The sequence below is a fragment of the Kitasatospora phosalacinea genome, from assembly GCF_000716545.1.
Lineage (GTDB): Bacteria > Actinomycetota > Actinomycetes > Streptomycetales > Streptomycetaceae > Kitasatospora > Kitasatospora phosalacinea.
Genome location: NZ_JNWZ01000020.1, coordinates 34,501 through 57,468, shown reverse-complemented (window position 1 = coordinate 57,468; position 22,968 = coordinate 34,501). Strand labels below are relative to the sequence as shown.

23 protein-coding genes are annotated in these 22,968 nt (G+C 73.2%); 5 read left to right on the top strand and 18 right to left on the bottom strand.

Going from position 1 to position 22,968, the window contains the following annotated elements:
- Positions 1-18: 18 nt before the first annotated feature.
- The 9 genes from OO48_RS12615 to OO48_RS12575 all read right to left on the bottom strand — a co-directional run bounded on the left by OO48_RS12615 (position 19) and on the right by OO48_RS12575 (position 9,338).
- Positions 19-378, bottom strand: coding sequence for an NADH-quinone oxidoreductase subunit A (locus tag OO48_RS12615; protein ID WP_014137597.1), 360 nt, complete (start codon positions 376-378; stop codon positions 19-21).
- A gap of 517 nt (positions 379-895) precedes the next feature.
- A complete protein-coding gene (locus OO48_RS12610; protein ID WP_033215296.1) occupies positions 896-1,813 on the bottom strand; it encodes an SRA domain-containing endonuclease in 918 nt (305 codons plus the stop codon).
- A gap of 233 nt (positions 1,814-2,046) precedes the next feature.
- Positions 2,047-3,327, bottom strand: coding sequence for a geranylgeranyl reductase family protein (locus OO48_RS12605; protein WP_033215295.1), 1,281 nt, complete (start codon positions 3,325-3,327; stop codon positions 2,047-2,049).
- Positions 3,328-3,422: 95 nt separating this feature from the next.
- Entirely contained in the window at positions 3,423-4,118 is a 696-nt protein-coding gene (locus OO48_RS12600; protein WP_033215293.1) for a demethylmenaquinone methyltransferase, read from the bottom strand.
- A 44-nt stretch (positions 4,119-4,162) separates the two neighbouring features.
- Positions 4,163-4,657: a hypothetical protein gene (locus OO48_RS12595; RefSeq protein WP_033215291.1), complete on the bottom strand. Its 495-nt coding sequence runs from the start codon at positions 4,655-4,657 to the stop codon at positions 4,163-4,165.
- A gap of 183 nt (positions 4,658-4,840) precedes the next feature.
- The gene (locus OO48_RS12590) at positions 4,841-5,440 is read right to left on the bottom strand and encodes a hypothetical protein (RefSeq protein ID WP_033215289.1); all 600 of its coding nucleotides are present in this window, start codon (positions 5,438-5,440) and stop codon (positions 4,841-4,843) included.
- 10 nt (positions 5,441-5,450) lie between these two features.
- On the bottom strand, positions 5,451-6,659 hold the full coding sequence (mqnC, locus tag OO48_RS12585; protein ID WP_033215283.1) for a cyclic dehypoxanthinyl futalosine synthase: 1,209 nt from the start codon (positions 6,657-6,659) through the stop codon (positions 5,451-5,453).
- Positions 6,660-6,748: 89 nt separating this feature from the next.
- Entirely contained in the window at positions 6,749-8,365 is a 1,617-nt protein-coding gene (locus tag OO48_RS12580) for a serine/threonine-protein kinase (RefSeq protein ID WP_051732058.1), read from the bottom strand.
- 85 nt (positions 8,366-8,450) lie between these two features.
- On the bottom strand, positions 8,451-9,338 hold the full coding sequence (locus OO48_RS12575) for a menaquinone biosynthetic enzyme MqnA/MqnD family protein (protein ID WP_033215281.1): 888 nt from the start codon (positions 9,336-9,338) through the stop codon (positions 8,451-8,453).
- A 354-nt stretch (positions 9,339-9,692) separates the two neighbouring features.
- Here OO48_RS12575 and OO48_RS12570 point away from each other — a divergent pair, with 354 nt between their 5' ends.
- The 3 genes from OO48_RS12570 (at position 9,693) to OO48_RS12560 (ending at position 11,697) form a co-directional block, all read left to right on the top strand.
- Positions 9,693-9,896 carry a cold-shock protein gene (locus OO48_RS12570; protein ID WP_003998944.1) on the top strand — a complete coding sequence of 68 codons (204 nt, stop codon included), beginning with the start codon at positions 9,693-9,695 and terminating at the stop codon, positions 9,894-9,896.
- Positions 9,897-10,144: 248 nt separating this feature from the next.
- Complete coding sequence (locus OO48_RS12565) at positions 10,145-11,152, top strand: bile acid:sodium symporter family protein (RefSeq protein WP_051732057.1); 1,008 nt, start codon at positions 10,145-10,147, stop codon at positions 11,150-11,152.
- Positions 11,149-11,697 (top strand): DUF1707 SHOCT-like domain-containing protein, encoded by a 549-nt coding sequence (locus tag OO48_RS12560; protein WP_033215275.1) that lies wholly within the window; start codon positions 11,149-11,151, stop codon positions 11,695-11,697. The genes OO48_RS12565 and OO48_RS12560 overlap by 4 nt, the downstream gene beginning before the upstream one ends.
- Before the next feature lie 150 nt (positions 11,698-11,847).
- Here OO48_RS12560 and OO48_RS12555 read toward each other — a convergent pair whose 3' ends face one another.
- Complete coding sequence (locus OO48_RS12555; RefSeq protein ID WP_033215273.1) at positions 11,848-13,179, bottom strand: dicarboxylate/amino acid:cation symporter; 1,332 nt, start codon at positions 13,177-13,179, stop codon at positions 11,848-11,850.
- Positions 13,180-13,607: 428 nt separating this feature from the next.
- On the opposite strand from OO48_RS12555, the gene OO48_RS12550 reads away from it, so the two are divergent.
- Positions 13,608-14,801, top strand: coding sequence for an MFS transporter (locus OO48_RS12550; protein WP_033215271.1), 1,194 nt, complete (start codon positions 13,608-13,610; stop codon positions 14,799-14,801).
- An 84-nt stretch (positions 14,802-14,885) separates the two neighbouring features.
- Positions 14,886-15,320, top strand: a complete 435-nt coding sequence (locus tag OO48_RS12545; RefSeq protein WP_033215381.1) for a GNAT family N-acetyltransferase — start codon at positions 14,886-14,888, stop codon at positions 15,318-15,320.
- Positions 15,321-15,375: 55 nt separating this feature from the next.
- On the opposite strand, the gene OO48_RS12540 is transcribed toward OO48_RS12545, so the two are convergent.
- The 8 genes from OO48_RS12540 to OO48_RS12505 all read right to left on the bottom strand — a co-directional run bounded on the left by OO48_RS12540 (position 15,376) and on the right by OO48_RS12505 (position 22,710).
- Positions 15,376-16,386: a LacI family DNA-binding transcriptional regulator gene (locus OO48_RS12540; protein WP_033215269.1), complete on the bottom strand. Its 1,011-nt coding sequence runs from the start codon at positions 16,384-16,386 to the stop codon at positions 15,376-15,378.
- 6 nt (positions 16,387-16,392) lie between these two features.
- A complete protein-coding gene (locus tag OO48_RS12535; protein WP_033215267.1) occupies positions 16,393-16,722 on the bottom strand; it encodes a DUF4229 domain-containing protein in 330 nt (109 codons plus the stop codon).
- A gap of 84 nt (positions 16,723-16,806) precedes the next feature.
- The gene (locus tag OO48_RS12530) at positions 16,807-17,325 is read right to left on the bottom strand and encodes a GNAT family N-acetyltransferase (protein ID WP_033215264.1); all 519 of its coding nucleotides are present in this window, start codon (positions 17,323-17,325) and stop codon (positions 16,807-16,809) included.
- Between the two features lie 11 nt (positions 17,326-17,336).
- Positions 17,337-18,647, bottom strand: coding sequence for an MFS transporter (locus tag OO48_RS12525; RefSeq protein ID WP_051732056.1), 1,311 nt, complete (start codon positions 18,645-18,647; stop codon positions 17,337-17,339).
- 94 nt (positions 18,648-18,741) lie between these two features.
- A complete protein-coding gene (locus tag OO48_RS12520; RefSeq protein WP_245194612.1) occupies positions 18,742-20,010 on the bottom strand; it encodes an MFS transporter in 1,269 nt (422 codons plus the stop codon).
- Positions 20,011-20,403: 393 nt separating this feature from the next.
- Positions 20,404-20,871 carry an ATP-binding protein gene (locus tag OO48_RS12515; RefSeq protein ID WP_033215262.1) on the bottom strand — a complete coding sequence of 156 codons (468 nt, stop codon included), beginning with the start codon at positions 20,869-20,871 and terminating at the stop codon, positions 20,404-20,406.
- Between the two features lie 391 nt (positions 20,872-21,262).
- On the bottom strand, positions 21,263-22,126 hold the full coding sequence (purU, locus tag OO48_RS12510) for a formyltetrahydrofolate deformylase (RefSeq protein ID WP_033215260.1): 864 nt from the start codon (positions 22,124-22,126) through the stop codon (positions 21,263-21,265).
- Between the two features lie 146 nt (positions 22,127-22,272).
- A complete protein-coding gene (locus OO48_RS12505) occupies positions 22,273-22,710 on the bottom strand; it encodes an SCO4402 family protein (protein ID WP_106970304.1) in 438 nt (145 codons plus the stop codon).
- Between the last annotated feature and the right edge of the window lie 258 nt (positions 22,711-22,968).

Here is a 22,968-nt window from a genome sequence, read left to right as displayed (position 1 = left end):
CGCGGCGGCAGCCGGTGGTCAGTCCCACTCCAGGCCGCCGCGGCGCCAGACGTAGGCGTAGGCGACGAACACGGTGGCGATGAACAGGAGCATCTCGACCAGCCCGAAGATCCCCAGGGCGTCGAAGCTGACCGCCCACGGGTAGAGGAAGACGATCTCGATGTCGAAGACGATGAACAGCATCGCCGTCAGGTAGTACTTGATCGGGAACCGACCGCCGCCCACCGGCTGCGGGGTCGGTTCGATACCGCACTCGTACGCCTCCAACTTGGCCCGGTTGTACCGCTTCGGGCCGGTGAGCGAGGCCATCACGACGGAGCCGACCGCGAACGCCGCCGCGATGGCACCGAGTACGAGGATCGGCGCGTAGGCATTCATAGCCCCCGCTCCCTCCGTCCAGTCGTCCTTGACTGCAGATCGGAACCACCAGGTCACCAAGGGTGAAATGATGATCCACTTCGTGGGATCCGGCTCCATGTGAGGCAGTTCACAAAGCCAGGTTGGAGCGCATCCTATGCCCGTCCGCTTGTGATCTGCGACACGCAGTTCCCGATGATCTTTGTGATCTTCGCCACCCGACGAAGGTCCACGAAAGCGGATCGACCACCACTGTTCGACCCAGCGCGGGCAATTGACCACATACAGTCGCAACCCGGAGCGAAACGGCTGCCGTTCGGCCACGCCCTATATCAATTCTGCGGCGGCCAGGGCAAATTTCGGAGTGATCCGGTTCGCGTGATAGTAGATCTCACCCTGCCGGTGGACCCGGCGGAACGACCGCTTGACCCTTCGTTCACAAGCGCTCAAGGAACCCCCGCCACCCACCGCCGCACCCGCCCGGTGAGCACGGCACCGGGCGGGTGGGAATCGTCTCCTCCCGCCCGCCGCCCGGAGATCAGGCCAGGTTGCCCGCCTCGTGGTAGCCGTCCCCCTCGGGCCAGATGACCTCCACGTCCACGAAATCGCAGAGCGCGATCAGATCCGGCCGCGGCTTCGACGGCACGAGGAGCGCCCGGCTCGGGGACGGGTCGAAGTGCCGCCCGTAGTCGAAGAGCTGGCCGATGGCCATCCGGATCGCTTCGCGGGTGACGGTGCCCTTGGCCTCGACAAGGCGGTTGACCGTCTTGTCGTACAGGTCCGTGATGATCGGCTTCAGTTCACCCGCAGGTGCGATCCGCTGCCTGACGACGTCATGGCCGGCGGCGCGGAGGTAGTCCGCATACTCACGCACGAGCTTGCTCTCCCGGCGCTCGGCCTCATAGGGCTCGCGGTGGGGTTCGACATAGGTGCGTTCGGTGTACTGCTGCTCGATCTCCACCTCCTGCACGAAAAGCTCGGGCTCAGGGGTGTGCGGGAGGCTCACGCCTGCCGGCTGCTCCGCCTTCATCGGCTGCAACCGGAACATGATCACGCTACGGACGGGGCCGTCGTTGGTCTCGGGCGCGTCCGTCAAGTAGTACGGGTCATTCTCGGCAAGCTCGAACTGTCCGACGTACTTGGTCACGCCGGAAGACACCCCCTGGAAGAGGTGCAGGTCCCGCCCGTCCTGCCGGTGCTTCAAGATCGCGAGGTTGCCCTGCGTCAACTTCTGGTCCCCCACCTGCCCCTCGCCGGCGTAGTGGTAGCAGCCGTCCTTCCCCCAGCCGTCGAAGTAACCGTGCCGGTGCCCCTTGGCCGGGTCGGTGAAGAGGAGAACGACCGGCTCGACCCGCGAGGGCCCGATGCCGCCCTGCCGGCGACCGCCGTACCTGGCGTGGACGTCCACCCGCTTGAGCACGTCCCCGACCTCGATGTCCCAGGCAACCACGCTCATCCCCCAATGTTTAGGTGATATTACTTACCTAAAAATTTAGTCCATGGCCTTGCGGCTGCCAACCCCTTTTCGCCCCTGCCTCGAAGCGACGACTCCTGGAGTCGCGTTGGCTGCACCGGGCCGCGCCGCACCGCCCCTGGGGCTCCAAAGCGAAGGACGCCCACCGCGCCAAGCGCGGTGGGCGTCCTTCCAGTGCCTCGTGGTTCCAGCAGTCCTACTGGAGCCGCTGCGTCTCAGGCGCGCGGCGCCACCTTGGTCAGGCCGTTGATGATCCGGTCCGCGACGTCGCCGCCGGTGGGGTCGGTCAGGTTGGCGAGGAGCTTGAGGACGAACTTCATCAGCACCGGGTGGGTCAGGCCGCGTTCGGCGGCGATGCGCATGACCTTGTCGTTGCCGATCAGCTTCACGAAGGCCCGGCCGAGCGTGTAGTAGCCGCCGTAGGTGTCCTTGAGGACCTGGGGGTAACGGGCCAGGGCGCGTTCGCGGCCCTCGGGGGTGATCCGGGCCATCGCCTGGACGATGACGCCGGCCGCGAGTTGGCCGGATTCCATCGCATAGGCGATGCCCTCGCCGTTGAAGGGGTTGACCAGGCCGCCCGCGTCGCCGACCAGGAGCAGGCCGCGGGTGTAGTGCGGCTGCCGGTTGAAGGCCATCGGGAGGGCGGCGCCGCGGATCGGCTCGGTCATGTTGTCCGGCGTGTAGCCCCACTCCTCGGGCATGCCGGCGCACCAGCTCTTGAGCACCTCGCGCCAGTTCAGGTCGCCGAAGGCGGGCGAGGAGTTGAGGATGCCCAGGCCGACGTTGGAGGTGCCGTCTCCCATGCCGAAGATCCAGCCGTAGCCGGGCAGCAGCTTCTTCTGGCCGCCCCGGGTGTCCCACAGCTCCAGCCAGGACTCCAGGTAGTCGTCGTCGTGCCGCGGCGAGGTGAAGTACGTCCGGTAGGCGACGCCCATCGGCCGGGACTCGATCCGGTGCAGGCCCATGGCCAGCGACAACCGGGTCGAGTTGCCGTCCGCGGCGACCACCAGCGGCGCGTGGAACTCCACCTCGCGCTTGTCCGGCCCGATCTTCGCGGTGACGCCGGTGATCCGCCCGGTGCGGTCCTGGACGGGCCCGCTGACGTTGCAGTTCTCGTACAGCCGGGCGCCGGCCTTCTGCGCCTGCCGGGCCAGCAGTTCGTCGAAGTCGGCGCGCTTGCGCACCAGCCCGTAGTCGGGGAACGCGGCCAGGTCCGGCCAGTCCAGTTCCAGCCGGACGCCGCCGCCGATGATCCGCAGGCCCTTGTTCTGCAGCCAGCCGTTCTCGGTGGACACGTCGATGCCCATGTCGACCAGCTGCTTGACGGCGCGCGGGGTCAGGCCGTCCCCGCACACCTTCTCGCGCGGGAACTCGGTCTTCTCCAGCAGCAGCACGTCCAGGCCCGCCTGGGCCAGCCAGTAGGCGGTGCTGGAGCCGGCCGGACCGGCGCCGACCACGATGACGTCGGCGGTGGACTCGACGGCGGTCTCGGTCATACGGGGCTCTCTCCTGAGCGCGTCGGGGTCACGGAGTCTGGGGCCGACGCCCCGTCAGCGCCTTCCCGGCGGACGGGGTGCCGAACCACCGCAGTCTACGGGGCCTTGAAGCCCCGGTGGAGGGCGACGATGCCGCCGGTCAGGTTGCGCCACGCCACCTTCGTCCAGCCCGCCCGCTGCAACTCGGCGGCCAGCGCGGGCTGGTCCGGCCAGGTCCGGATCGACTCGGCGAGGTACACGTACGCCTCCGGGTTGGAGGACACCCTGGTCGCCACCGGCGGCAGCGCCCGCATCAGGTACTCGGTGTACACCGTCCGGAACGGCGTCCAGGTCGGCGTGGAGAACTCGCAGATCACCAGCTTGCCGCCGGGCTTGGTCACCCGCAGCATCTCCCGCATCGCCACCTCGTGCTCCTGCACGTTGCGCAGCGCGAACGAGATCGTCACGGCGTCGAACGACTCGTCCGCGAACGGCAGCCGGGTCGCGTCGCCCGCGGTCAGCGCGAGTTCGGGGTTGCGGTTCTTGCCCTCGGTCAGCATCCCGATCGAGAAGTCGCACGGCACCACGTCGGCGCCCGCCTCCAGGAACGGCAGCGAGGACGTCCCGGTGCCGGCACCGAGGTCCAGGATCCGCTGGCCCGCGACGGCACCCACCGCGTCGGCCACCGCCCGGCGCCACAGCCGGGCCTGGCCCAGCGAGAGCACGTCGTTGGTGCGGTCGTACTTGGCCGCGACGTCGTCGAACATGGCGGCGACGTCCTGCGGCTGCTTGTCCAGATGGGCTCGGGTCACGTCCCCATTGTTCACCTTGCGGTGCCGCGGACCTCCACCAGGGCTCACCGCAGGGCGCGGCGTCCCCCCTTGCGGCGGCGCCGGGAGCGCTTCCCCTGGGTCAGCGCGGGCATCCCCTCGGCCGCGAACGCCAGCGTGAGACCGGCCTCCGCCCGCTGCGCGCCCGCCCGGCCCCGCCGGATCCGCCACAGGCACAGCGCGCACGTCAGCACCGCCGCCGGCACGCTCGTCTGCGCCAACCCCACGCCCACCGGCTGCGGGTACGTCTTCCCGCACACCCGCACCGCGGCGGGGTCGTCCGCCGCGCGCTCCAGGCAGATCGGGTCCCCCACCCGGGCGTCCGCCGGCAGCCACAGGTCCGCGGCCGTCAGCCGCCGCCCGTCCACCGGGTACGCCACCTGGCTGTACGTCCCGGTGCCGCCCGGCAGTTGGGTGACCGTCCCCTCGACCCGCACCGGGTGCGCGTCGATCCGGTCCGCCTGGTCCGCCTGCCGCCACCCCAGCAGGCACATCGCCACCGCCACCACGGCGCTCAGCACGGCCCCGACGTACCACCCCCGAGCCGGTCGGGTCCGGAGGCGTTCGGGGGTCGCGGCTCGCATGCGTCCTGTTCCTGGGCTCGGGCGGAGGTCTGAACCGGGATGTTAGCCGCAAAGGGCTTCCCGGGTCACGGGGAGTCAGAAAGCAGGAGGCGCGCCGGAGGCCCGCCCGGGCCGCCGGTCTCACCGTCGCCGGTGCAGCAGCCTTCCGTCCAGCACCGTCGCCAGGCAGGCCGCCCCGCCGCCGTCCAGTTCCTCCACCGCGCCGGCCGCGAACACGACGAAGTCCGCCGCCCCGCCGACCGCCAGCGGCCGGTGCAGGGCGGCCGCCAACTCGCGTCCCTCCAGCGGGTCGAGGGGGCCCGGCCCGGTGTCCCCGCCGGCGAGCGGGCGCAGGCCGGAGCGGGCGACCGCCGTCCGCACCGAGGCGCGGGCGAACGGGCCCGCCAGGGCCGTCGCGCCGTGGCCGAGGAGCCGTTGCAGCCCGCGCCGGGCGCTGCCGCCCCACTGTTCGTCCGTCAGCCCGTCGGCGGGCGGCAGCGGCCGGTCGCCCGCCCCCTCGCGCGGGTCCGGGTGGTAGGCGCCCTCCAGCAGCCACGCCCCGTGCCGGTTGAGCAGCCCGGGCACCAGCACCCCGGGCCACTCCCTGACCCGGGCCGGGCCGCCCGCCAGTTCCGCGAACGGTCCGATCGCGGCGACGCGGGCCCCGTCGACCAGCACCGCCCCGTCCTCGATCGCGGTCCCGCCGGTGTGCAGCAGCCGGGCCCGGTGCAGTGTCAGCACGCCGGGGCGGTCAGTTCGTCGCCAGGATGGTCAACTCGGGGTGCGCGGTGCCGCCTTCGATCGCGGTGGAGGCGATGTGCGAGGCGACCCGCGGGTCGACCGGGTCGTTGGCCGGGTCGTCCAGGACGCGCAGGTGCTGGTAGGTGGTGGAGCGCTGGGCGGGCACCCGGCCGGCGGTGCGGATCAGGTGGATCAGCTCGTGCAGGTTGGAGCGGTGCCTGGCGCCGGCCGCCGAGACCACGTTCTCCTCCAGCATGACCGAGCCGAGGTCGTCCGCGCCGTAGTGCAGCGACAGCTGGCCGGCCTCCTTGCCGGTGGTGAGCCAGGAGCCCTGGATGTGGGCGACGTTGTCGAGGAAGAGCCGCGCGATGGAGATCATCCGCAGGTACTCGAAGACCGTGGCCTGGGTCGAGCCCTTCAGGTGGTTGTTCTGCGGCTGGTAGGTGTAGGGGATGAACGCCCGGAAGCCGCCGGTGCGGTCCTGCACGTCGCGGATCATCCGCAGGTGCTCGATCCGCTCGGCGTTGGTCTCGCCGGTGCCCATCAGCATGGTGGAGGTCGACTCGACGCCGAGGCGGTGCGCGGTCTCCATGATCTCCAGCCAGCGCTCGCCGGACTCCTTCAGCGGCGCGATCGCCTTGCGCGGCCGCTCCGGCAGCAGTTCGGCGCCGGCGCCCGCGAACGAGTCGAGCCCGGCCGCGTGGATCCGGGTGATCGCCTCCTCGACGGAGACTCCGGAGATCTTCGCCATGTGCTCGACCTCGGAGGCGCCCAGCGAGTGGATCACCAGCTGCGGGAACTCGGCCTTGATCGCGGCGAAGTTCCGCTCGTAGTACTCGACGCCGTAGTCGGGGTGGTGCCCGCCCTGGAACATGATCTGGGTGCCGCCGAGCTCGACCGTCTCCGCGCAGCGGCGCAGGATCTCGTCCAGGTCCCGCGACCAGCCCTTGTCGCTCTTCGGCGGCACGTAGAACGCGCAGAACTTGCAGGCCGTCACGCAGACGTTGGTGTAGTTGATGTTCCGCTCGATGATGTACGTGGCGATGTGCTCGACGCCCGCGTACCGCCGCCGGCGCACCGCGTCCGCCGCCGCGCCGAGCGCGTGCAGCGGAGCCGAGCGGTACAGCTCCAGGGCCTCCTCGGCGGTGATCCGGCCGCCCTCGGCCGCGCGGTCCAGCACGGCCTGCAACTGGGCGGCGGAAAGGTTCTGCTCGGACACCTGGCGGGCCTGCTTTCTTCATCGGAGGGGCGACCGGTTCAGCCTACGCCAGCACATTTCCGGCCCACCGCAGGCCCGTTCCGCGCCGCTCACTGCCTGGCCAGGTCCCCCGACGGATCGGTGCCGAGCGGGGCCCCACTGACCGCCAGGTGCAGGCCGCCGCCGCCCAGCAGGGTGTACGTCTGCTTCTCGGGGGCGCCGGTGCAGCCGCTGTCGCCGCCCTCCGGACGCTCCTGGAGCAGCGCCTTGCCGCCCTCGACCGAGAGCAGGGTGAGCACGCCCCGGCAGACGGTGCTGTCGAACGCCGAGGCGTTGCTGGTGTGCCCGACCTCCTCACCGACCTTCCCGGCGGTGAAGGTCACGGTGAAGGTGGACGGCAGCGGGAGGACGCTGGTGGTGATGGTGCCCTTGAAGGTGCCCACGAACGCGTCGGGCAGCGCCTTGCCGTCCCCCTTCACCGGTGTCGCCGCACTGCTCGAACTCGAACTCGGGCTCGGGCTCGGGCTCGAACTCGGGCCCGGCCCCGGACTCGCGCTCCGGCCCCGGCTCGCACCCGCGCTCGGGCTCCCGCCCGGCGTCCCGGTGGCCGCGTCGTGCCCGGGCGAGGCGCTCGGCCCGGGGCCCGCCTTCGCCCAGGGCAGGTTGCCGCTCGCCGCCAACCCGCCGTACAGCGCGCCCGCCAGCACCACCGCGGCGGCGGCCACCGCCGTCCGGGGCTTCCGGCCGCGCCGCTCCCGCCGCCGTCCGCCGTCCAGCACGGTCGGCGCCCGGTCCGTCGGCGCCCGGTCCGGGCCGGGGGCGCCGCCCGGCCCGCGGTCGTCCTCCAGGTCGAGGAGCCCGACGGCGGCGCGGCCGACCGCGGCGGCCAGCGGGCCGGGCAGCCAGCCCTCGGGGCCGTCCGCGGCGGCGGGGGCGAGCCGGGCGCGCAGCTCGGCGGGGGTGGGGCGACGGGCCGGGTCCTTGGCCAGGCAGGCGGTGACCACCGCGCGCAGTTCGCCGTCGAGGCCGTCGAGCACGGGCTCCTCGTGGAGCACCCGGTAGAGCAGGACGGGGGCGCTGACGCCCTCGCCGAACGGGGCCGCGCCGGTCGCGGCGAAGGCCAGCAGCGCGCCGAGCGAGAAGACGTCGCCGGCCGGTCCGGTGGGTGAGCCGGCGGCCTGTTCGGGCGACATGAAGCCGGGCGAGCCGACCACGTAGCCGCTGTGGGTGAGGGTGGCGGCGTCCAGCGCGCGGGTCACGCCGAAGTCGATCAGCCGGGGGCCGTCCAGGGTGAGCAGCACGTTGGACGGCTTGACGTCCCGGTGCACCAGGCCGAGGGCGTGCACCTGCTCCAGGGCTTCGGCGAGCCGGGCGCCGAGGGCGTGCACGGAGGGGACGGGGAGCGGCCCGGCGGTGCGGACGGCCTCGCCGAGCGAGGGGCCGGCCACGTAGCCGGTGGCGACCCAGGGGCGGGGGCCCTCGGTGTCGGCGTCCAGCACGGGGGCGGTCCAGCGGCCGCCGACCCGCCGGGCGGCGGACACCTCCTGGCGGAACCTGGCCCGGAACTCGGGGTCGTCGGCGAGTTCCGGGCGCACCACCTTGACCGCGACGGTCCGCCCGCCCGCGGTCCGGCCCAGGTAGACCCGGCCCATGCCGCCCGCGCCGAGCCGGCGCAGCAGCCGGTAGTCGCCGATCGCCGCCGGATCGTCGGCCGTCAGCGGTTCCATGCCCGCCTCCCCTCGTGCCGCCGGGCACCGCACCTCGGCCGGTCCGATCATTCCAGGGCGGCGGCCGGCCGGGAGCGCGAATTCCTCAGACCACCGCGGGCGCGCTCTCCAGCAGCCGGATCGGCACGTCCGGGGCGAAGCCGCTGTCGTGCGCGACCCGGCGGGCGAACTCCGCGATCCCGGCCAACTGGCGCTCGCCGAGCGAGAAGTCGAGCGCCCGGGAGAAGTACGTCTCCAGCAGCGGGGCGTCGAACTCCTCCCAGCGGGCGGCCTGCTCGGCGACCTTGGCGGCCTCGGCCAGCGAGAGGTCGCGGGACTCCAGGAAGGCCCGGTGGACGGCGGCGGTCAGTTCGGGGTGCCGCTCGGCGTACTCGCGGCGGACGGCCCAGACCGCGAAGACGAACGGCAGCCCGGTCCACTCCTTCCACATGGCGCCGAGGTCGTGCACGGCCAGCCCCTGCCGGGGGGCCTGCTCCAGCGAGGCGCGCAGCGCGGGGTCGCCGATCAGGACGGCGGCGTCGGCGTCGGCGAGCATCGCGTCCAGGTCGGGCGGGCAGGAGAAGTACTCGGGGCGCACCCCCTCGCGCTCCTCCAGCAGCAGCCGGGCCAGCCGCACCGAGGTGCGGCTGGTCGAGCCGAGGGCGACCCTGCGGCCGTCCAGTTCGGCCAGCGGGACCTTGCTGACGATCACGCAGGACATCACCGGCCCGTCGCTGCCGACCGCGATGTCGGGGAGGACCACCAGCTCGTCGGCGTTGCGCAGGTACTCCACGCAGGTGATCGGCCCGAGGTCGAGCCCGCCCGCCACCAGCCGGTCGCTGAGCTTCTCCGGGGTGTCCTTGCTGAGGTCGAGGTCGAGCAGGTTCCCGGTGCGCGCGAGGCCCCAGTAGAGGGGAAGACAGTTGAGGAACTGAATATGGCCGACCCTCGGCCTGACCGCGCTCTCCGGCCGTCCGGCATCCCTACCGCTCACCGTGTGCTCCCTTGCCGTTGGTGCTCTCCCGGCAGGGTATGCCCGCTGATTGGGGCGGTCCGCATCCGGTCTCCGACACACCGTCCGACACCGCCGTTCACCCCTGGTCGGGGCAGCCACCGCGTGCTACCGTTCCACTCAGTTGCAGTTTGATTCCCCTTGCAGTACTTGGAGCCTGCGGAGCATGTAACCGCAGGCTTTTTGTAATTTTTCAGCAGTATCAGGCGTCAATTGAACTTCGATTGAAGCACTGTGCGAAAAACTCCGGACTCGTCCGGAGGCGGGGCGATCAGCGCAGCGGACCCGGGCGCCACAAGGTGTGGCGTCCACTACGTCCCTCGCAAGGAGAACGGTATGGCGACCGGAACCGTCAAGTGGTTCAACGCCGAAAAGGGCTTCGGCTTCATCGCCCAGGAGGGCGGCGGCCCCGACGTCTTCGTCCACTACTCCGCCATCAACGCGAGCGGCTTCCGCTCGCTGGAGGAGAACCAGGCGGTCAGCTTCGACGTCACTCAGGGCCCGAAGGGCCCGCAGGCGGAGAACGTCACCCCCGTCTGAGCGGCGATCTCCATTTGATCGCTCACGGCCCCTCGGGTCCGTACGAGTAGCAGTTCCCAAGGAGGCCCGCCCCGGCGGGCCTCCTGCCTTTTCCCGCATTCCCGATTACCGCCGCATTCCCCCGGTTGCACCCGCATTTCCCCGCCCTGCCCGATGACGCCCGTTGCCACCCGATGCCACCCGTTTCGGGGCCCCTCCCCGGGCACCCCGCCCCGGGCGCCCGCGCACCGCCGGGAGAGGATCGGGGCATGCACCGCCTCCGATCCGCCCGCCGCGCCCTGGACCGCTCGCTCGGCCGGATCGGCATCGACGCCTACCTGCTCCTCCTGCTCGGCACCGTCCTGCTGGCCACCCTGCTGCCCGCCCGGGGCGCCGCCGCCACCGCCGTCACCGACGCGGTCTCGTTCGCCGTCGCCCTGCTGTTCTTCCTGTACGGCGCCCGGCTCTCCCCGCAGGAGGCGCTGGCCGGCGCCCGGCACTGGCGGCTGCACCTGCTGATCCTCTGCTGCACCTTCGTGCTGTTCCCGCTGCTCGGCGAGGCGACCCGGCTGCTGCCGGACTCGGTGCTGCCGCCGCGGCTGTTCACCGGCGTGCTGTTCCTCACCCTGCTGCCGTCCACCGTGCAGTCCTCGATCGCCTTCACCTCGGTGGCGGGCGGCAACGTCGCGGCGGCGATCTGCGCGGCGACCTTCTCCAGCCTGCTGGGCATCGTGCTCACCCCGCTGCTGGCCGCCTGGCTGCTGTCCGGCACCGCCGGCGTCGGGGTGGACGGCGGCCAGGTGTTCGACATCGTGCTGCAGCTGCTCGTCCCGTTCGCCCTCGGGCAACTGCTGCGCCGCCGGGTCGGCCCGTGGATCGCCCGGCACCGGCTGGTCACCACGCTGGTCGACCGCGGCTCGATCCTGCTGATCGTCTACAGCGCGTTCGGCGAGGGCGTCCGCGAGGGCATCTGGAGCCGGGTCACCGCCGGCCAGCTGCTCTGGCTGGCCGCGATCTCGCTGGCCCTGCTCTCCGTCGTCCTCGGTTTCACCCGCCTCGCCTCCCGCCGGCTCGGCTTCTCCCGCGCGGACGGGATCACCATCCGGTTCTGCGGCTCGAAGAAGTCGCTGGCCAACGGCCTCCCGCTGGCCGCCATCCTGTTCCCGGCCCCCGCGGTCGGGCTGGCGGTGCTCCCGCTGATGCTGTTCCACCAGCTCCAACTGATGGTCTGCACCGTCCTCGCCCAGCGCTGGTCCCGTACTACGCTGCCCGGGTGACCTCCCCGACCCCGAATCCGCCGCAGCTCCGGATCGGCTCCGCCGACCGCGACGCCGCCGTCGAACGCCTCCAGCTCGCCTACGCGGAGGAACGGATCACCCAGGACGAACTGGACCAGCGCGTCCACGCGGCGCTCACCGCGACCGTCCGCGCCGAGCTCGACGCCGTCCTGCACGACCTGCCCGCCGGGGCCCCGGACGCCGCCGTCACCCTGACCGCCGTGAACGGCCGCCTCGTCCGCCGCGGCCCCTGGCGCGTCCCCCGCGTCCTGAAGGTGGCCTCCGCCTTCGGCAAGGTCCACCTCGACCTCGGCGACGCGGTCATCGACCACCCCGTCGTGGACATCGAACTGGGCCTCGGCTTCGGCCGCGCCACCATCACCGTCCCGCACGGCGCCACCGTCGACCTCGACGGCCTCCGGAACGCCTGGAAGACCGTCCGCTACCGCCCTCCGCGCACCCCCGCCGCCACCCCCGGCCCCACCATCCGCATCACCGGCACCCCGGGCTTCGGCCGCCTCAAGGTCCGCCACGCCCGCCGCTGACGCTCAGAGCCCGGCCGTGTCCACCCGCAGCCCGAACGGCAGCGGCCCGACCGGCCCGGCCCGGCCCGCCCCGGTTCGGGGAGCGTCACTCCAACGTGCGAAGGCCCGCACCCCCGGGAGGGGGTGCGGGCCTTCGGCGGAGTGCGGGCGTCAGGCGGCGACGGGCTCGTTCGCGGTCTGGGCCGGGACGGTGGCCGGGCGGTCCTCGGCGAGGAGGTCACCGGTGGGGGTGTTGTAGGCGGTGAGGTCGAGGGTCTTCTCGCGGGCGGAGACCAGGACCGGGACGACGACCTGGCCGGCCACGTTGGTGGCGGTGCGCATCATGTCGAGGATCGGGTCGATCGCCAGCAGCAGGCCGACGCCCTCCAGCGGGAGGCCCAGGGTGGAGAGGGTCAGGGTGAGCATCACGATCGCGCCGGTGAGGCCGGCGGTGGCCGCGGAGCCGATCACCGAGACGAAGGCGATCAGCAGGTAGTCCTTGATGCCGAGGTCGATGCCGTACACCTGGGCGACGAAGATCGCGGCGAGCGACGGGTAGATCGCGGCGCAGCCGTCCATCTTGGTGGTCGCGCCGAACGGGACGGCGAAGCTCGCGTACTCGGACGGAACGCCCAGCCGCTCGGTGACGCGGCGGGTGACCGGGAGGGTGCCGACCGAGGAGCGGGAGACGAAGGCCAGCTGGATCGCGGGCCAGGCGCCCTTGAAGAAGTTCAGCGGGTTGAGGCCGCCGACGAAGCGCAGCAGCAGCGAGTAGACGCCGAACAGGACGATCGCGCAGCCGACGTAGACGTCGATGGTGAGGGTGGAGAAGGGCTTGAGCAGGTCCCAGCCGTAGACGGCGACGGACTTGCCGATCAGGCCGAGGGTGCCGAGCGGGGCGAGCCGGATGACCCACCACAGGGCGGTCTGGACGAGTTCGAGGACGGCCTCGGAGAGCTTGCGGACCGGCTCGGCCTTCTCGCCGAGCTTCAGGATCGCCGCGCCGACGACCACGCCGAGGAAGACGATCTGGAGGACGTTCACCTTCAGGAAGGCGTCGGCGATGTTGGTCGGGATGATGCCGGTCAGGAAGTCGACCCAGCTGCCGCCCTTCTCCACGCCCTTGAGGCCCTGGGTGGAGAGGTTCGCGCCCTTGCCGGGGTCGGTGAGCAGGCCGAGGCCGAGGCCGACGGCGACCGCGATCAGCGAGGTGGCGAGGAACCAGAACAGGGTGCGGGCGGCCAGGCGGGCGGCGTTGGTGACGTTCCGCAGGTTGGCGACCGAGACGATGATCGCGGTGAAGACCAGCGGCGGCACGGCCAGCTTGAGCAGCTGGACGAAGGTCTTGCCGATGGTGTCCAGGGTGGTCTTCAGCCAGGACACGTCGCCGGACCGGGCGATCCAGCCGAGCAGCAGGCCGAGGACGAGGCCGCCGACGATCTGGACCCAGAAGGGGGTGCGGCGGAGGCGTCCCAGCAGGGTGGGCGCGGGCGCGGTGGACATGGGTGTGCGTCTCCGGGGGGGGTGGTGGAGCAGGCGGGGGGGAGGAGGGGGCGGGGGCGGCGGCACGACGGACGCGGTGGCCGGGCGGGGAGACCCGGGGGGCCGACAGGCGTGGTGTCGGTGCGTCAGGAGTGGCGTGCCGCCCGCATACAGCCGCCGGAGCGACAGCGGCGCGGGCCGTCCACGGCACCGGGCAGACGCGGGCAGCGCGGCACGAGCGGGGTGCTCGTCCCGGCCTGGCGCGCGGCGTCTGCGGTGGTCATGGCCAGCACACTAGCAACAAACCTTTGAGATGTTCAAAGTACTTGTTTGAGATCGTTACCGAACCACCCTTTCCTGACGGGGCATCAGCCCGACCCGGCGGCTTTGACGTCCATCCGGTTATACGTATAACTTGAAGTGACATCCCGCCCGCCGGAAGGACGCCCATGGGCTACGCCGCACTGCTCCGCGCCCCGCACGTCACCCGGCTGCTGCTCGGCACCCTGCTCGGCCGGCTCCCCGCCGGCATGACCGCCCTGGTCATCGCGCTCGCCCTGCGCGAGGCCGGCACCCCGTACAGCCGGATCGGCCTGGCCACCGCCGCGTACGCGATCGCCGCCGCCGTCGGCGGGCCCGTCCTCGGCCGGATCGTCGACCTCACCGGGCAGCCCCGCGTCCTGCTCGCCTCCGCCGTGCTGGCCGGCACCGGCTACGCGCTGCTCGCGCTCGCCCCCGGCTCCGCCCTCGCCGCCCCGCTCGGCGCCGCGATCGCCGGGCTCTGCATGCCCCCGCTGGAACCCTGCCTGCGCTCGCTCTGGCCCGACGTGGTGGCCGAGGAGCAGCTCGACACCGCGTACGCCTTCGACTCCGCCTCCCAGCAGGTGCTGTACGTCGCCGGGCCGCTCGCCGTCGCCGGGATCGCCGGCGTGCTCTCCCCCACCGCCGCGCTGTGGACCGCCGCCGTGCTCGGCCTGCTCGGCGCCCTGGTGGTGGCCGGCTCCGCGCCCGCCCGGGCCTGGCAGGCCCCGCCGCGCGAAGCCTCCGCCGGGCCGCTCGGGCCGCTGCGCTCCCCCGGACTGGTCCTGCTGCTGCTCGGCCTGGCCGGCGCCGGCTGGGCGGTCGGCGCGCAGAACGTGCTGTTCATCGCGTACGCCGAGCAGCACCCCGGCGGCCTGCCCGGCGGCGCCGGGACGCTGCTCGCGGTGGCCGCGCTGGCCGGGCTGCTCGGCGCGCTGGCCTACGGCGCGGCCCGCTGGCGGGCCGGCACCGCGACCCGCACCTGGGTGCTCGCCCTCGGCATGGCCGCCTGCTACCTGCCGCTGCTGCTCCTGCCCGGCCCGTGGCCGATGGCCGCGCTGGCGTTCGTCTCCGGCCTGGGGCTGGCCCCGCTGCTGGCCGCCGCGTTCGTGCTGGTCGCCGAACTCGCCCCGACCGGCACCGTCACCGAGGCGTTCGCCTGGCTGGTCACCCTGTTCGCCACCGGCAACGCGGCCGGCTACGCGGTCTCCGGCGCCCTGGTCGACACCTCCCTGCACGGCGTCGCCCTGTGCTCCGTCGGCGGCGTCACGCTCGGCGGCCTGCTGCTGCTCGCCACCCGCACCCGGCTGCGCCCGGCGGCGCCCGTACTGGTCTCCGCCTGATCCGCCCCCCCCCGCCCGTCCGGCGGGGGCGCCCGCCCGAAAACCGCTCGTCCGCGCCGGTCCCGGGCTGTTTGAATGCGCCGCATGACGAGCTTCGCCCTCCCCGCCGGCCACAGCGTCTCCACCGACCCCGCCCGCCTGGACCGGGAGGCCGTGCACCGCTGGCTCTCCGAGGGCGCCTACTGGGCGCTCGGCCGGCCCCGCGAGAAGCAGGACCTGGCCATCGACCACTCGCTCAACTTCGGCCTGTACGAGGACGCTTCGGGCGCCCAGGTGGGCTACGCCCGGGTGGTCACCGACCGCGCCACCTTCGCCTGGCTGTGCGACGTGTTCATCGCCCCCGGGGCCCGCGGCAAGGGCCTGGGCACCGCGCTGACCGCCGCCGTCCGGGACGAGCTCGCCGCGCTCGGCCTGCGCCGCCTGCTGCTCGCCACCAGGGACGCGCACGAGGTGTACGCCAGGGTCGGGTTCGCGCCGCTGGCGGTGCCGGACAAGTGGATGGTCCTCGGCGAGCAGTAGCCCCCGCCGCCCGGCCCGCCCGGCCCGTCACGCGGCCCGCCGCCCGGCTCGCCGCTCAGGCCGCCTCGGTGGACCCGCGCACCACCAGCTCGGTCGCCAACGGGTCGACCGGGGAGGGGAGTTCGCCGTCCAGCAGGGCGGCCAGGGTGGCCAGCCCGGCCCGGCCCAGCCGCTCGCCCGGCAGGTTCACCGTGGTCAGCGGCGGGCTGAGCAGCTCCGCCACCGGGATGTCGTCCATGCCGACCACCGACAGGTCCCGCGGGATCCGCAGCCCCAGCTCCCCCGCCGCCCGGTACAGTCCGGACGCCACCACGTCGTCGTCGCACACCACCGCGCCCGGCCGTCCGGGCCCGGCCAGCAGCTCCCGGGCCGCCCGCGCCGCCTCCCGGCTGCCCTCATTCAGGCTCACCGCCAGCTCCCGCACCTCCAGGCCCGCCGCGGCCGCCGCGAACGCCGCCTGCCGCACCCGGAAGGTGTGCGCCGAGTGCACCGAGCGCAGGTAGCCGATCCGCCGGTGGCCCAGCCCCACCAGGTGGTCGACCGCCGCCCGCATGCCCGCCGCCAGGTCCAGCTCCACCGTCGGACGGCCCGGGTGGGCCGCCGGGTCCGCGTCCAGGAACACCGTCGGGGCGTCCGCCGGCAGCCCGCCCAGCTGCTTGTCGTCCGGCGAGCAGACCAGCAGCCCGTCGAACCGGCCGGCCGCCGCCACCTCGGCCAGCGCCGCCGCGTCCCAGCCGCTGGAGACCACCACCGCCAGGCCGTGCCGGGCCGCCTCCTCGTGCACGCCGGTCAGCACCCGGCCGAAGAACGGGCTCAGCAGGTTCGGCACCGTCAGCAGCACCATGCCGCTGCGGCCCAGCCGCAGCTGCCGGCCGGCGGCCTGCGGCCGGTAGCCCAGCTCCCGGGCCGCGGCGTGGATCCGCTCCCTGGTCGGCTCCGAGACCCGGTGCCCGGCGCTCCCGGAGAACACCAGCGAGACCGTCGCCTGCGAGACGCCCGCCAGCCGGGCCACGTCACGGCCGGTCGGGCGCCGCCGCGAGCCCTCGCCGGTCGGGCTGTCCGCCAACGCCGGTCAGCCGGCCTGCGCCTGCCGGGCCGCGGCCGCCCGGGCCGCGTCGTCCGCCGCGTCCTCGGCCGAGTCCCGCGCCACCGCGCGGGACTTGCGGGTCTCGATCCGCTCGGCGATCTGCGCCGACATCTCGTCGCGCTGCTTGCTCAGCACCACGTAGCTGATCGCCGAGGACGCCACCGCCGCCAGCGCGAACAGGATCAGCACGCCCAGCGAACCCACCACCGGGATCACCTCGAAGTGCCCCAGCAGCAGCGCGACCAGCAGGCAGGCCAGGAAGATGCTCGCCCGCAGCGAGGTGTAGCGGAGCGTGGCGTGGTTCTTGCTGCTCACCGGGATCGTCCTTCGCTTGCCGGGTCGCGCCGGCGGGCGCGCGGGGGTACTAGGCCCTCCCAGTGAAGCACGACCTCACACCGCTCAGGCGCGCAGGTCGAGCCACATCGTCACGTCGTCCCGCTCGTCGCCCGGCGCGACCCGGATCGCCCCCGGCACCCGGCCCACCTCCACGTACCCGCCGCGCCGGTAGAACTCCTCCAACCCGTGCCCGCCGCGCAGGGTCAGCTTCAGCCCGGCCAGGCCCCACTCCCGGGCCACCCGCTCCGCCTCCGCCAGCAGTTGCGCGCCGTACCCGCGACCCTGGAACCCCGGGTGCACCATCACCCGCTTCAGCATCCGCCAGTGGTCCATCAGGTCGAACCGCATGTCCTCGAAGAACACCACCGCCGCGACCCGCCCGCCCGGCTCGTACCCCACCAGCAGCCGGTCCGGCCCCAGCGCCCCGAACTGCCGCTCCGCGACCGGCCGCACCTGCGCCACCTCCACCGGCGGCACGAACCCCACCGCGCCCCCGGCGTTGGACACCTCCGTCCACAGCACCGTGATCTCCTCCCGCAGCTCGGGGGTCGGCTCCGGGTCCAGCACGAATCGAAGTGTCATGGTCAATAACCCTACCTGACCATTACATTCGCCCTCCGGGAGGGCCCCTGGACGCGCAGCGCGACGCAGCAGCCCACCGCGACCGCGCACAGCGCCCCCGCCGCGTACCAGGTGGCGTCGTAGTCGCCGAAGGCGTCCCGGGCCAGCCCGGCCAGTCCGGCCACGGCCGCCGCGCCGACCTGGTGGGCGGCCAGCACCCAGCCGAAGACGATCGGGGCGTCCTGGCCGAAGTGGCGGCGGCAGAGGGCGACGGTGGGCGGGACGGTGGCGACCCAGTCCAGGCCGTAGAAGACCACGAAGGCCAGGATCGGCGGCCGCAGGCTCCCCCCGAGGAGGGCCGGCAGGAAGGCCAGCGACAGTCCGCGCAGCGCGTAGTAGGTGACCAGCAGCCGGACGGGGTCGAAGCGGTCGGTGAACCAGCCGCTGGCGATCGTCCCGGCGACGTCGAACAGGCCGATCAGGGCGAGCAGCGAGGCGCCGGTGGTGACGGGCATGCCGTGGTCGTGGGCGGCGGGGATGAAGTGGGTGCCGACCAGGCCGACGGTGGTGGCGCCGCAGATCGCGAAGGACGCGGCGAGCAGCCAGAACGCCCGCCGCCCCGCCACCCCGCGCAGCACCCGCAGCGAGCGGGCGACCGCCGACCCGTCGACGGCCGGCGGCGCCGGGGCGCTGGTCGCGCCGTACGGCAACTGCCCGACGTCGGCGGGCCGTTCGCGCATCAGCAGCAGGACCGGGACGGCCACCGCGGTGGCGCAGAGCGAGACCACCACGACCGCCGTCCGCCAGCCGTGCCGTTCGACGAGCGCGGCCAGCAGCGGCATGAAGACCAGGTTCCCGGCCGCGCCGGCCGCGGTGAGCAGGCCGGTGACCAGGCCCTGCCTGGCTTCGAACCAGCGCCCGGAGACGGTGGTGGCGAAGGCCCCGGCCATCGAGCCGCTGCCGAGGCCGACCAGGACGCCCCAGCACAGGACCAGTTGCCAGGGGCTGGTCATCAGGACGGTGAGTCCGGCCCCGGTGGAGATGGTGAGCAGCGCGCAGACCACCACCGGGCGGACGCCGAAGCGGTCCATCAGGGCGGCGGCGAACGGCGCGGTGAGGCCGTAGAGGGCGAGGTTGACGGAGACCGCGCTGGAGACGGTGGCCCGCGACCAGCCGAACTCGTCGTGCAGGGCGCCCATCATCAGGCTGGGCGTGGAGCGGAACCCGGCCGAGCCGAGCAGCACGAGCAGCGAGACGGCGACCACGACCCAGCCGTAGTGGACGCGGGGGGCGCGGCGGGGGCGGGACGGCGCCGCGACGGGGTCGAGTTCCAGTTCCTTCACCCGTCCGAGTCTCCCGGCCCGGCCGCCCCGCCACGACGGCCCCGACTGCCACGAATGCCCGAATTCCGGTCAGCGGCCCGCCCGGTGGCCCGGCTCAGTGCCCGGAGGCGACCACCCCGGTGTCGGAGACCCGGCGCAGGTCGCGGATCGGCGGGCTGAGCAGCAGCGCGGTGGCGGTGCCCAGGGTGACGACGCCGCCGACCAGGTAGACCTGGGTGGTGCCGAGGAGGTCGACGGCGGGGCCGGCCAGCGCCGAGCCGAGCGGGAACATGCAGACGGAGCCCGCCACTTCGTACGCGTGGATCCGGTTGAGCACCTCGCCGGGCACCTGGGTCTGCACGCTGGTGGCCCACATGACGCCCCAGAAGCTGATGCCGATGCCGGAGACCAGCTGGGCGGCGCCGAGCAGCGGCCAGGGCAGGCCGGCCGCGAAGGCGAACTGCTGGACGGCGAAGAGGAACAGGGCGGTGGCGCCGGCGGCCAGCGGGCGGACCGGCTTGACCCGGATGGCGAGGACGCCGCCGATGATGGTGCCCGCGCCGAGCATGCTGTTGATGACGCCGTAGGCGACGACGCCGTCGCGCTTGCCGATGTCGCCGACCACCACGGGGGCGAGCGGGCCCCAGGAGAGCACGGTGAAGACCATCCAGATCAGGATGACGCCCCACATCCAGCTGCGGGACCAGAACTCGTGCCAGCCGGCCACCAGGTTGCGCCACAGGCTGTCGCCGGGCGGCGGGGCGGGGACGGGGCCGAGCCGCAGGGTGAGCAGGCAGTAGGCGCTGACCGCGTACATCACGCCGGCGATCACCATCACCCAGCCGGTGGAGACGGTGATCAGCGCGGCGGCCAGCGCGGGCCCGATCAGGCCGGTCAGCGCCTCGGCGATCCGCAGCACGCCGTTGGCGCCCTGCACGTCGGTGGCGACCAGCGGGACGGTCGAGGCGGCGCCGGGCTGGAACATCGCCGCGGCGGTGCCGGCCAGCGCGAGCAGCAGGTAGAGCTGCCAGAGCTGGTCGAAGCCCCGGAAGAACAGCACCGCGAGCAGCACCCGGGTGGTGAGGTTCAGCAGGTCGGCGAAGATCATCAGCCGCCGGGCGGTGAACCGGTCGGCGAGCACGCCGCCGAACAGCACCAGGCCGGCGAACGGGCCGAGCAGGAAGGCCATCGCGAAGCCGACCTCGGAGGTCTCGTAGCCGGCGGCCACCAGGCCGGCCGAGACGGCGACCGGGAGCATCGCGTCGCTGAGCAGCCCGGCCGAGCGGGCGGTGAAGTAGAGCCGGAAGCTGCCCGACCAGATGGCGGGCGGTTTCGCCGTGCTGACCTGCGGGGTGGGAGCGGATTGCAGTTCGGGTGCGGTCACGTACCTCAGTTTTGGTGTAGACCACTGCCGGTTTCCAGTGATTTTGGGTCACGATGCGGCCTCCGCGCCCCCGGTGGCGGAGCGGCGGCCCGCCGTGCGCACCCCGAGCACGGCACGGCGGCCCGCCGTCCGGTCGGCGTCCGGGCCCTGAAAGCCGTGACGCCCGGGCGGCCCGATTTCGCCGAGGTTCCGGACGGGACGGCCAACGACCCCCTATGTGTCGGCACCGCCCGGTCTCCCTCGGCGTCCCCTCGCAACGGGCGCCGCACCCAAGAGTGATCAGTCGGATACGTCACGTCAATGGGTTGTCCGAAATTCAGACGGACCATCCGGAGCGCGCACAGCGCGCGCCCGGCGCACGCTCCCGCCCCGGCCGGGCGCCCGGCGCGCCGCTCAGCGGGCCGAGGCCACCGGGGCGGACGGCTGCGCCGCCAGCGCGCAGGGCGTCCCGTCCGGGTCGCCGATCTCGCACCACACCCGCTTGCCGGAGCCGTCCGGGTACCAGCCCCAGCGCTCGCAGAGCAGCTCGACCAGCTCCAGGCCGCGCCCGTTGGTGGCGTCCTCGTCGGCCCCGGCGTGCCGGGGCGCGGGGGCCGCGCAGCTGGCGTCGGCGACCTCCACCCGGACGGCGGGCGGCGCGGCGGCCGGGTCGACCGGCAGCAGCAGTCTGAGCACCGCCGGGTGTCCGGTGTGCACCACCGCGTTGGTGACCAGTTCGGAGACCACCAGCACCAGGGTCTCCGCCACCGGCGAGTCCGGGTCGATCCCGCCCGCCCGCAGCCGGTCCCGGACCCACCGCCGCGCCCGTGACACCTCCGCCGGGTCCGCCTGGACCGCCAGCTGTACCTGGAGTACCTGCACCGCTCCACCACCCGCACTAGGTATTCGGCCCGTTTGATCCCGCCGGTCCGGTCGGCCGCTCGAAGCGGGGGTCACCGACCAGGACTGCCCATGGCATCGACACGAATACGCCCCAGAATGATTCCGCGACCGGGTCGCAGCAAGAGCTTCGGGCATATTCCAGCGTTCGGGGGACGGCTCGGTGCATACTGTCCCGCTCACCCTGCCGGGGTTCGCACGACAGGTCGGCGGCACCGCCCTCCCGGGTATCCCCGACCGTACCGCCGACGGTCTCCGGGCACGGGGCCGCCACGAGCGAACCACCCTTCCTACAAATGTCCACCGGCGGTCGAACACCGGGCGCCCCAAGGGAACTGAGGCCGCCCCGGCCGAGCGCGCGCCGGGCGGGGCGTCAGGCGAACACCACGGTGCGCGAGCCGTTCAGCAGCACCCGGTGCTCGCTGTGCCACTTCACGGCGCGGGCCAGCGCCTGGCACTCGACGTCCCGGCCGAGCGCCACCAGCTGCTCGGGGGTGACGTCGTGGGTGACCCGGGCGACCTCCTGCTCGATGATCGGGCCCTCGTCCAGGTCGGCGGTGACGTAGTGGGCGGTGGCGCCGATCAGCTTCACGCCCCGGGCGTGCGCCTGGTGGTACGGCTTGGCGCCCTTGAAGCTCGGCAGGAAGGAGTGGTGGATGTTGATGACCCGCCCGGACAGCGCCTTGCACAGGTCGTCCGAGAGCACCTGCATGTAGCGGGCCAGCACCACCAGGTCGATCCGCTCCTCGGCGACCAGGTCGAGCAGCCGCTGCTCGGCGTCCGCCTTGGTGTCCCGGGTCACCGGGACGTGGTGGAAGGGGATGCTGTACGACTCGGTCAGCTCGCGGAAGTCGGTGTGGTTGGAGACCACGCCGGCGATCTCCACCGGCAGCGCCCCGATCCGGGTGCGGAACAGCAGGTCGTTCAGGCAGTGCCCGAACTTGGAGACCATCAGCAGCACCCGCATCCGCTCCGCGGAGGCGTTGATCCGCCACTCCATCCGGAACGAGGCGCCGATCGCCGCGAAGCTCGCCCGGAGCTTCTCCGCCGTCACCGGCTCCTCGGCCGAGAAGTGCACCCGCATGAAGAACAGCCCGGTGCCGGCGTCGCCGAACTGCTGGCTGTCGATGATGTTGCAACCCGTCATGAACAGGTAGCTGGAGACCGCGTGCACGATGCCCTGCTTGTCGGGGCAGGACAGCGTCAGCACGTACTGGGAGCGGGCGGTCTCTTCCATGTCGGGGTCCCTGTTCCTGGGTTCGGGTGGTGACGGGCAACGGCCCAGCCTGGCACAGATCGCGCCGGGGCGGGGACGGCGCCCGCCACCCGAGACCGCGGCCGCCGCCCGAGACCGCGGGGCGCCTCCGCGCCGCCCCGGCCGGGTCAGCCGCGCGCGGTCAGCCGGGCCAGTTCGTCCAGCGGGAGCGGCGGCAGGCCGGGGTCGTCTCCGTCGCCGACGGCCAGCAGGTGGTGCGCCTCGCGGGCCGCCCGCACCGCCTCCGGCCAGTCCGGGTGGCCCAGGTACGCGGCGGCCGGGGCGTCCTCGCCGACCTTGTGCACGACCAGCAGCACCCGCAGTACCGCCGCGTTCACCGCGACCGCCTCCGCGGAGTCCCGGAAGACCGCGCCGACGTACTTCTCCGCCGACCAGCGGTCCAGCCAGCTGTCCTCCACCAGCCGGTACACCGCGTCGGAGAGGTCGCCGTACCCCGCGCGGCCGTCCAGCCACGCCGTGCGCTGGAAACCGGGGTCGGAGAGCATGTGCAGCGCCGAGCGGATCCGGGCCCGCCAGCGCCACCAGGGCAGATCACTCAGAGGCATGCCGCCCATCGTGCTGGAGCGCGCGCCCGTTCGAGAAGCGTTTCGGGCAGACCGGTGCGGAGAATCCATGCTGTCGGACACGGGAGCCGATCGTACGTTCCCGCCCCGGTCCGACTCCAACCGCGCCTCTACACGCGTCACCGACCGGCAACGCTCCGTGTTCCTCCCCCGTTGGCGGTCCGTTCACACCGCGTCCCTCTCGGCGTGCCCGGTGGCGACCACCCTTGGTCCGCCGAGCCTGCGCAACGGAGCACGGGA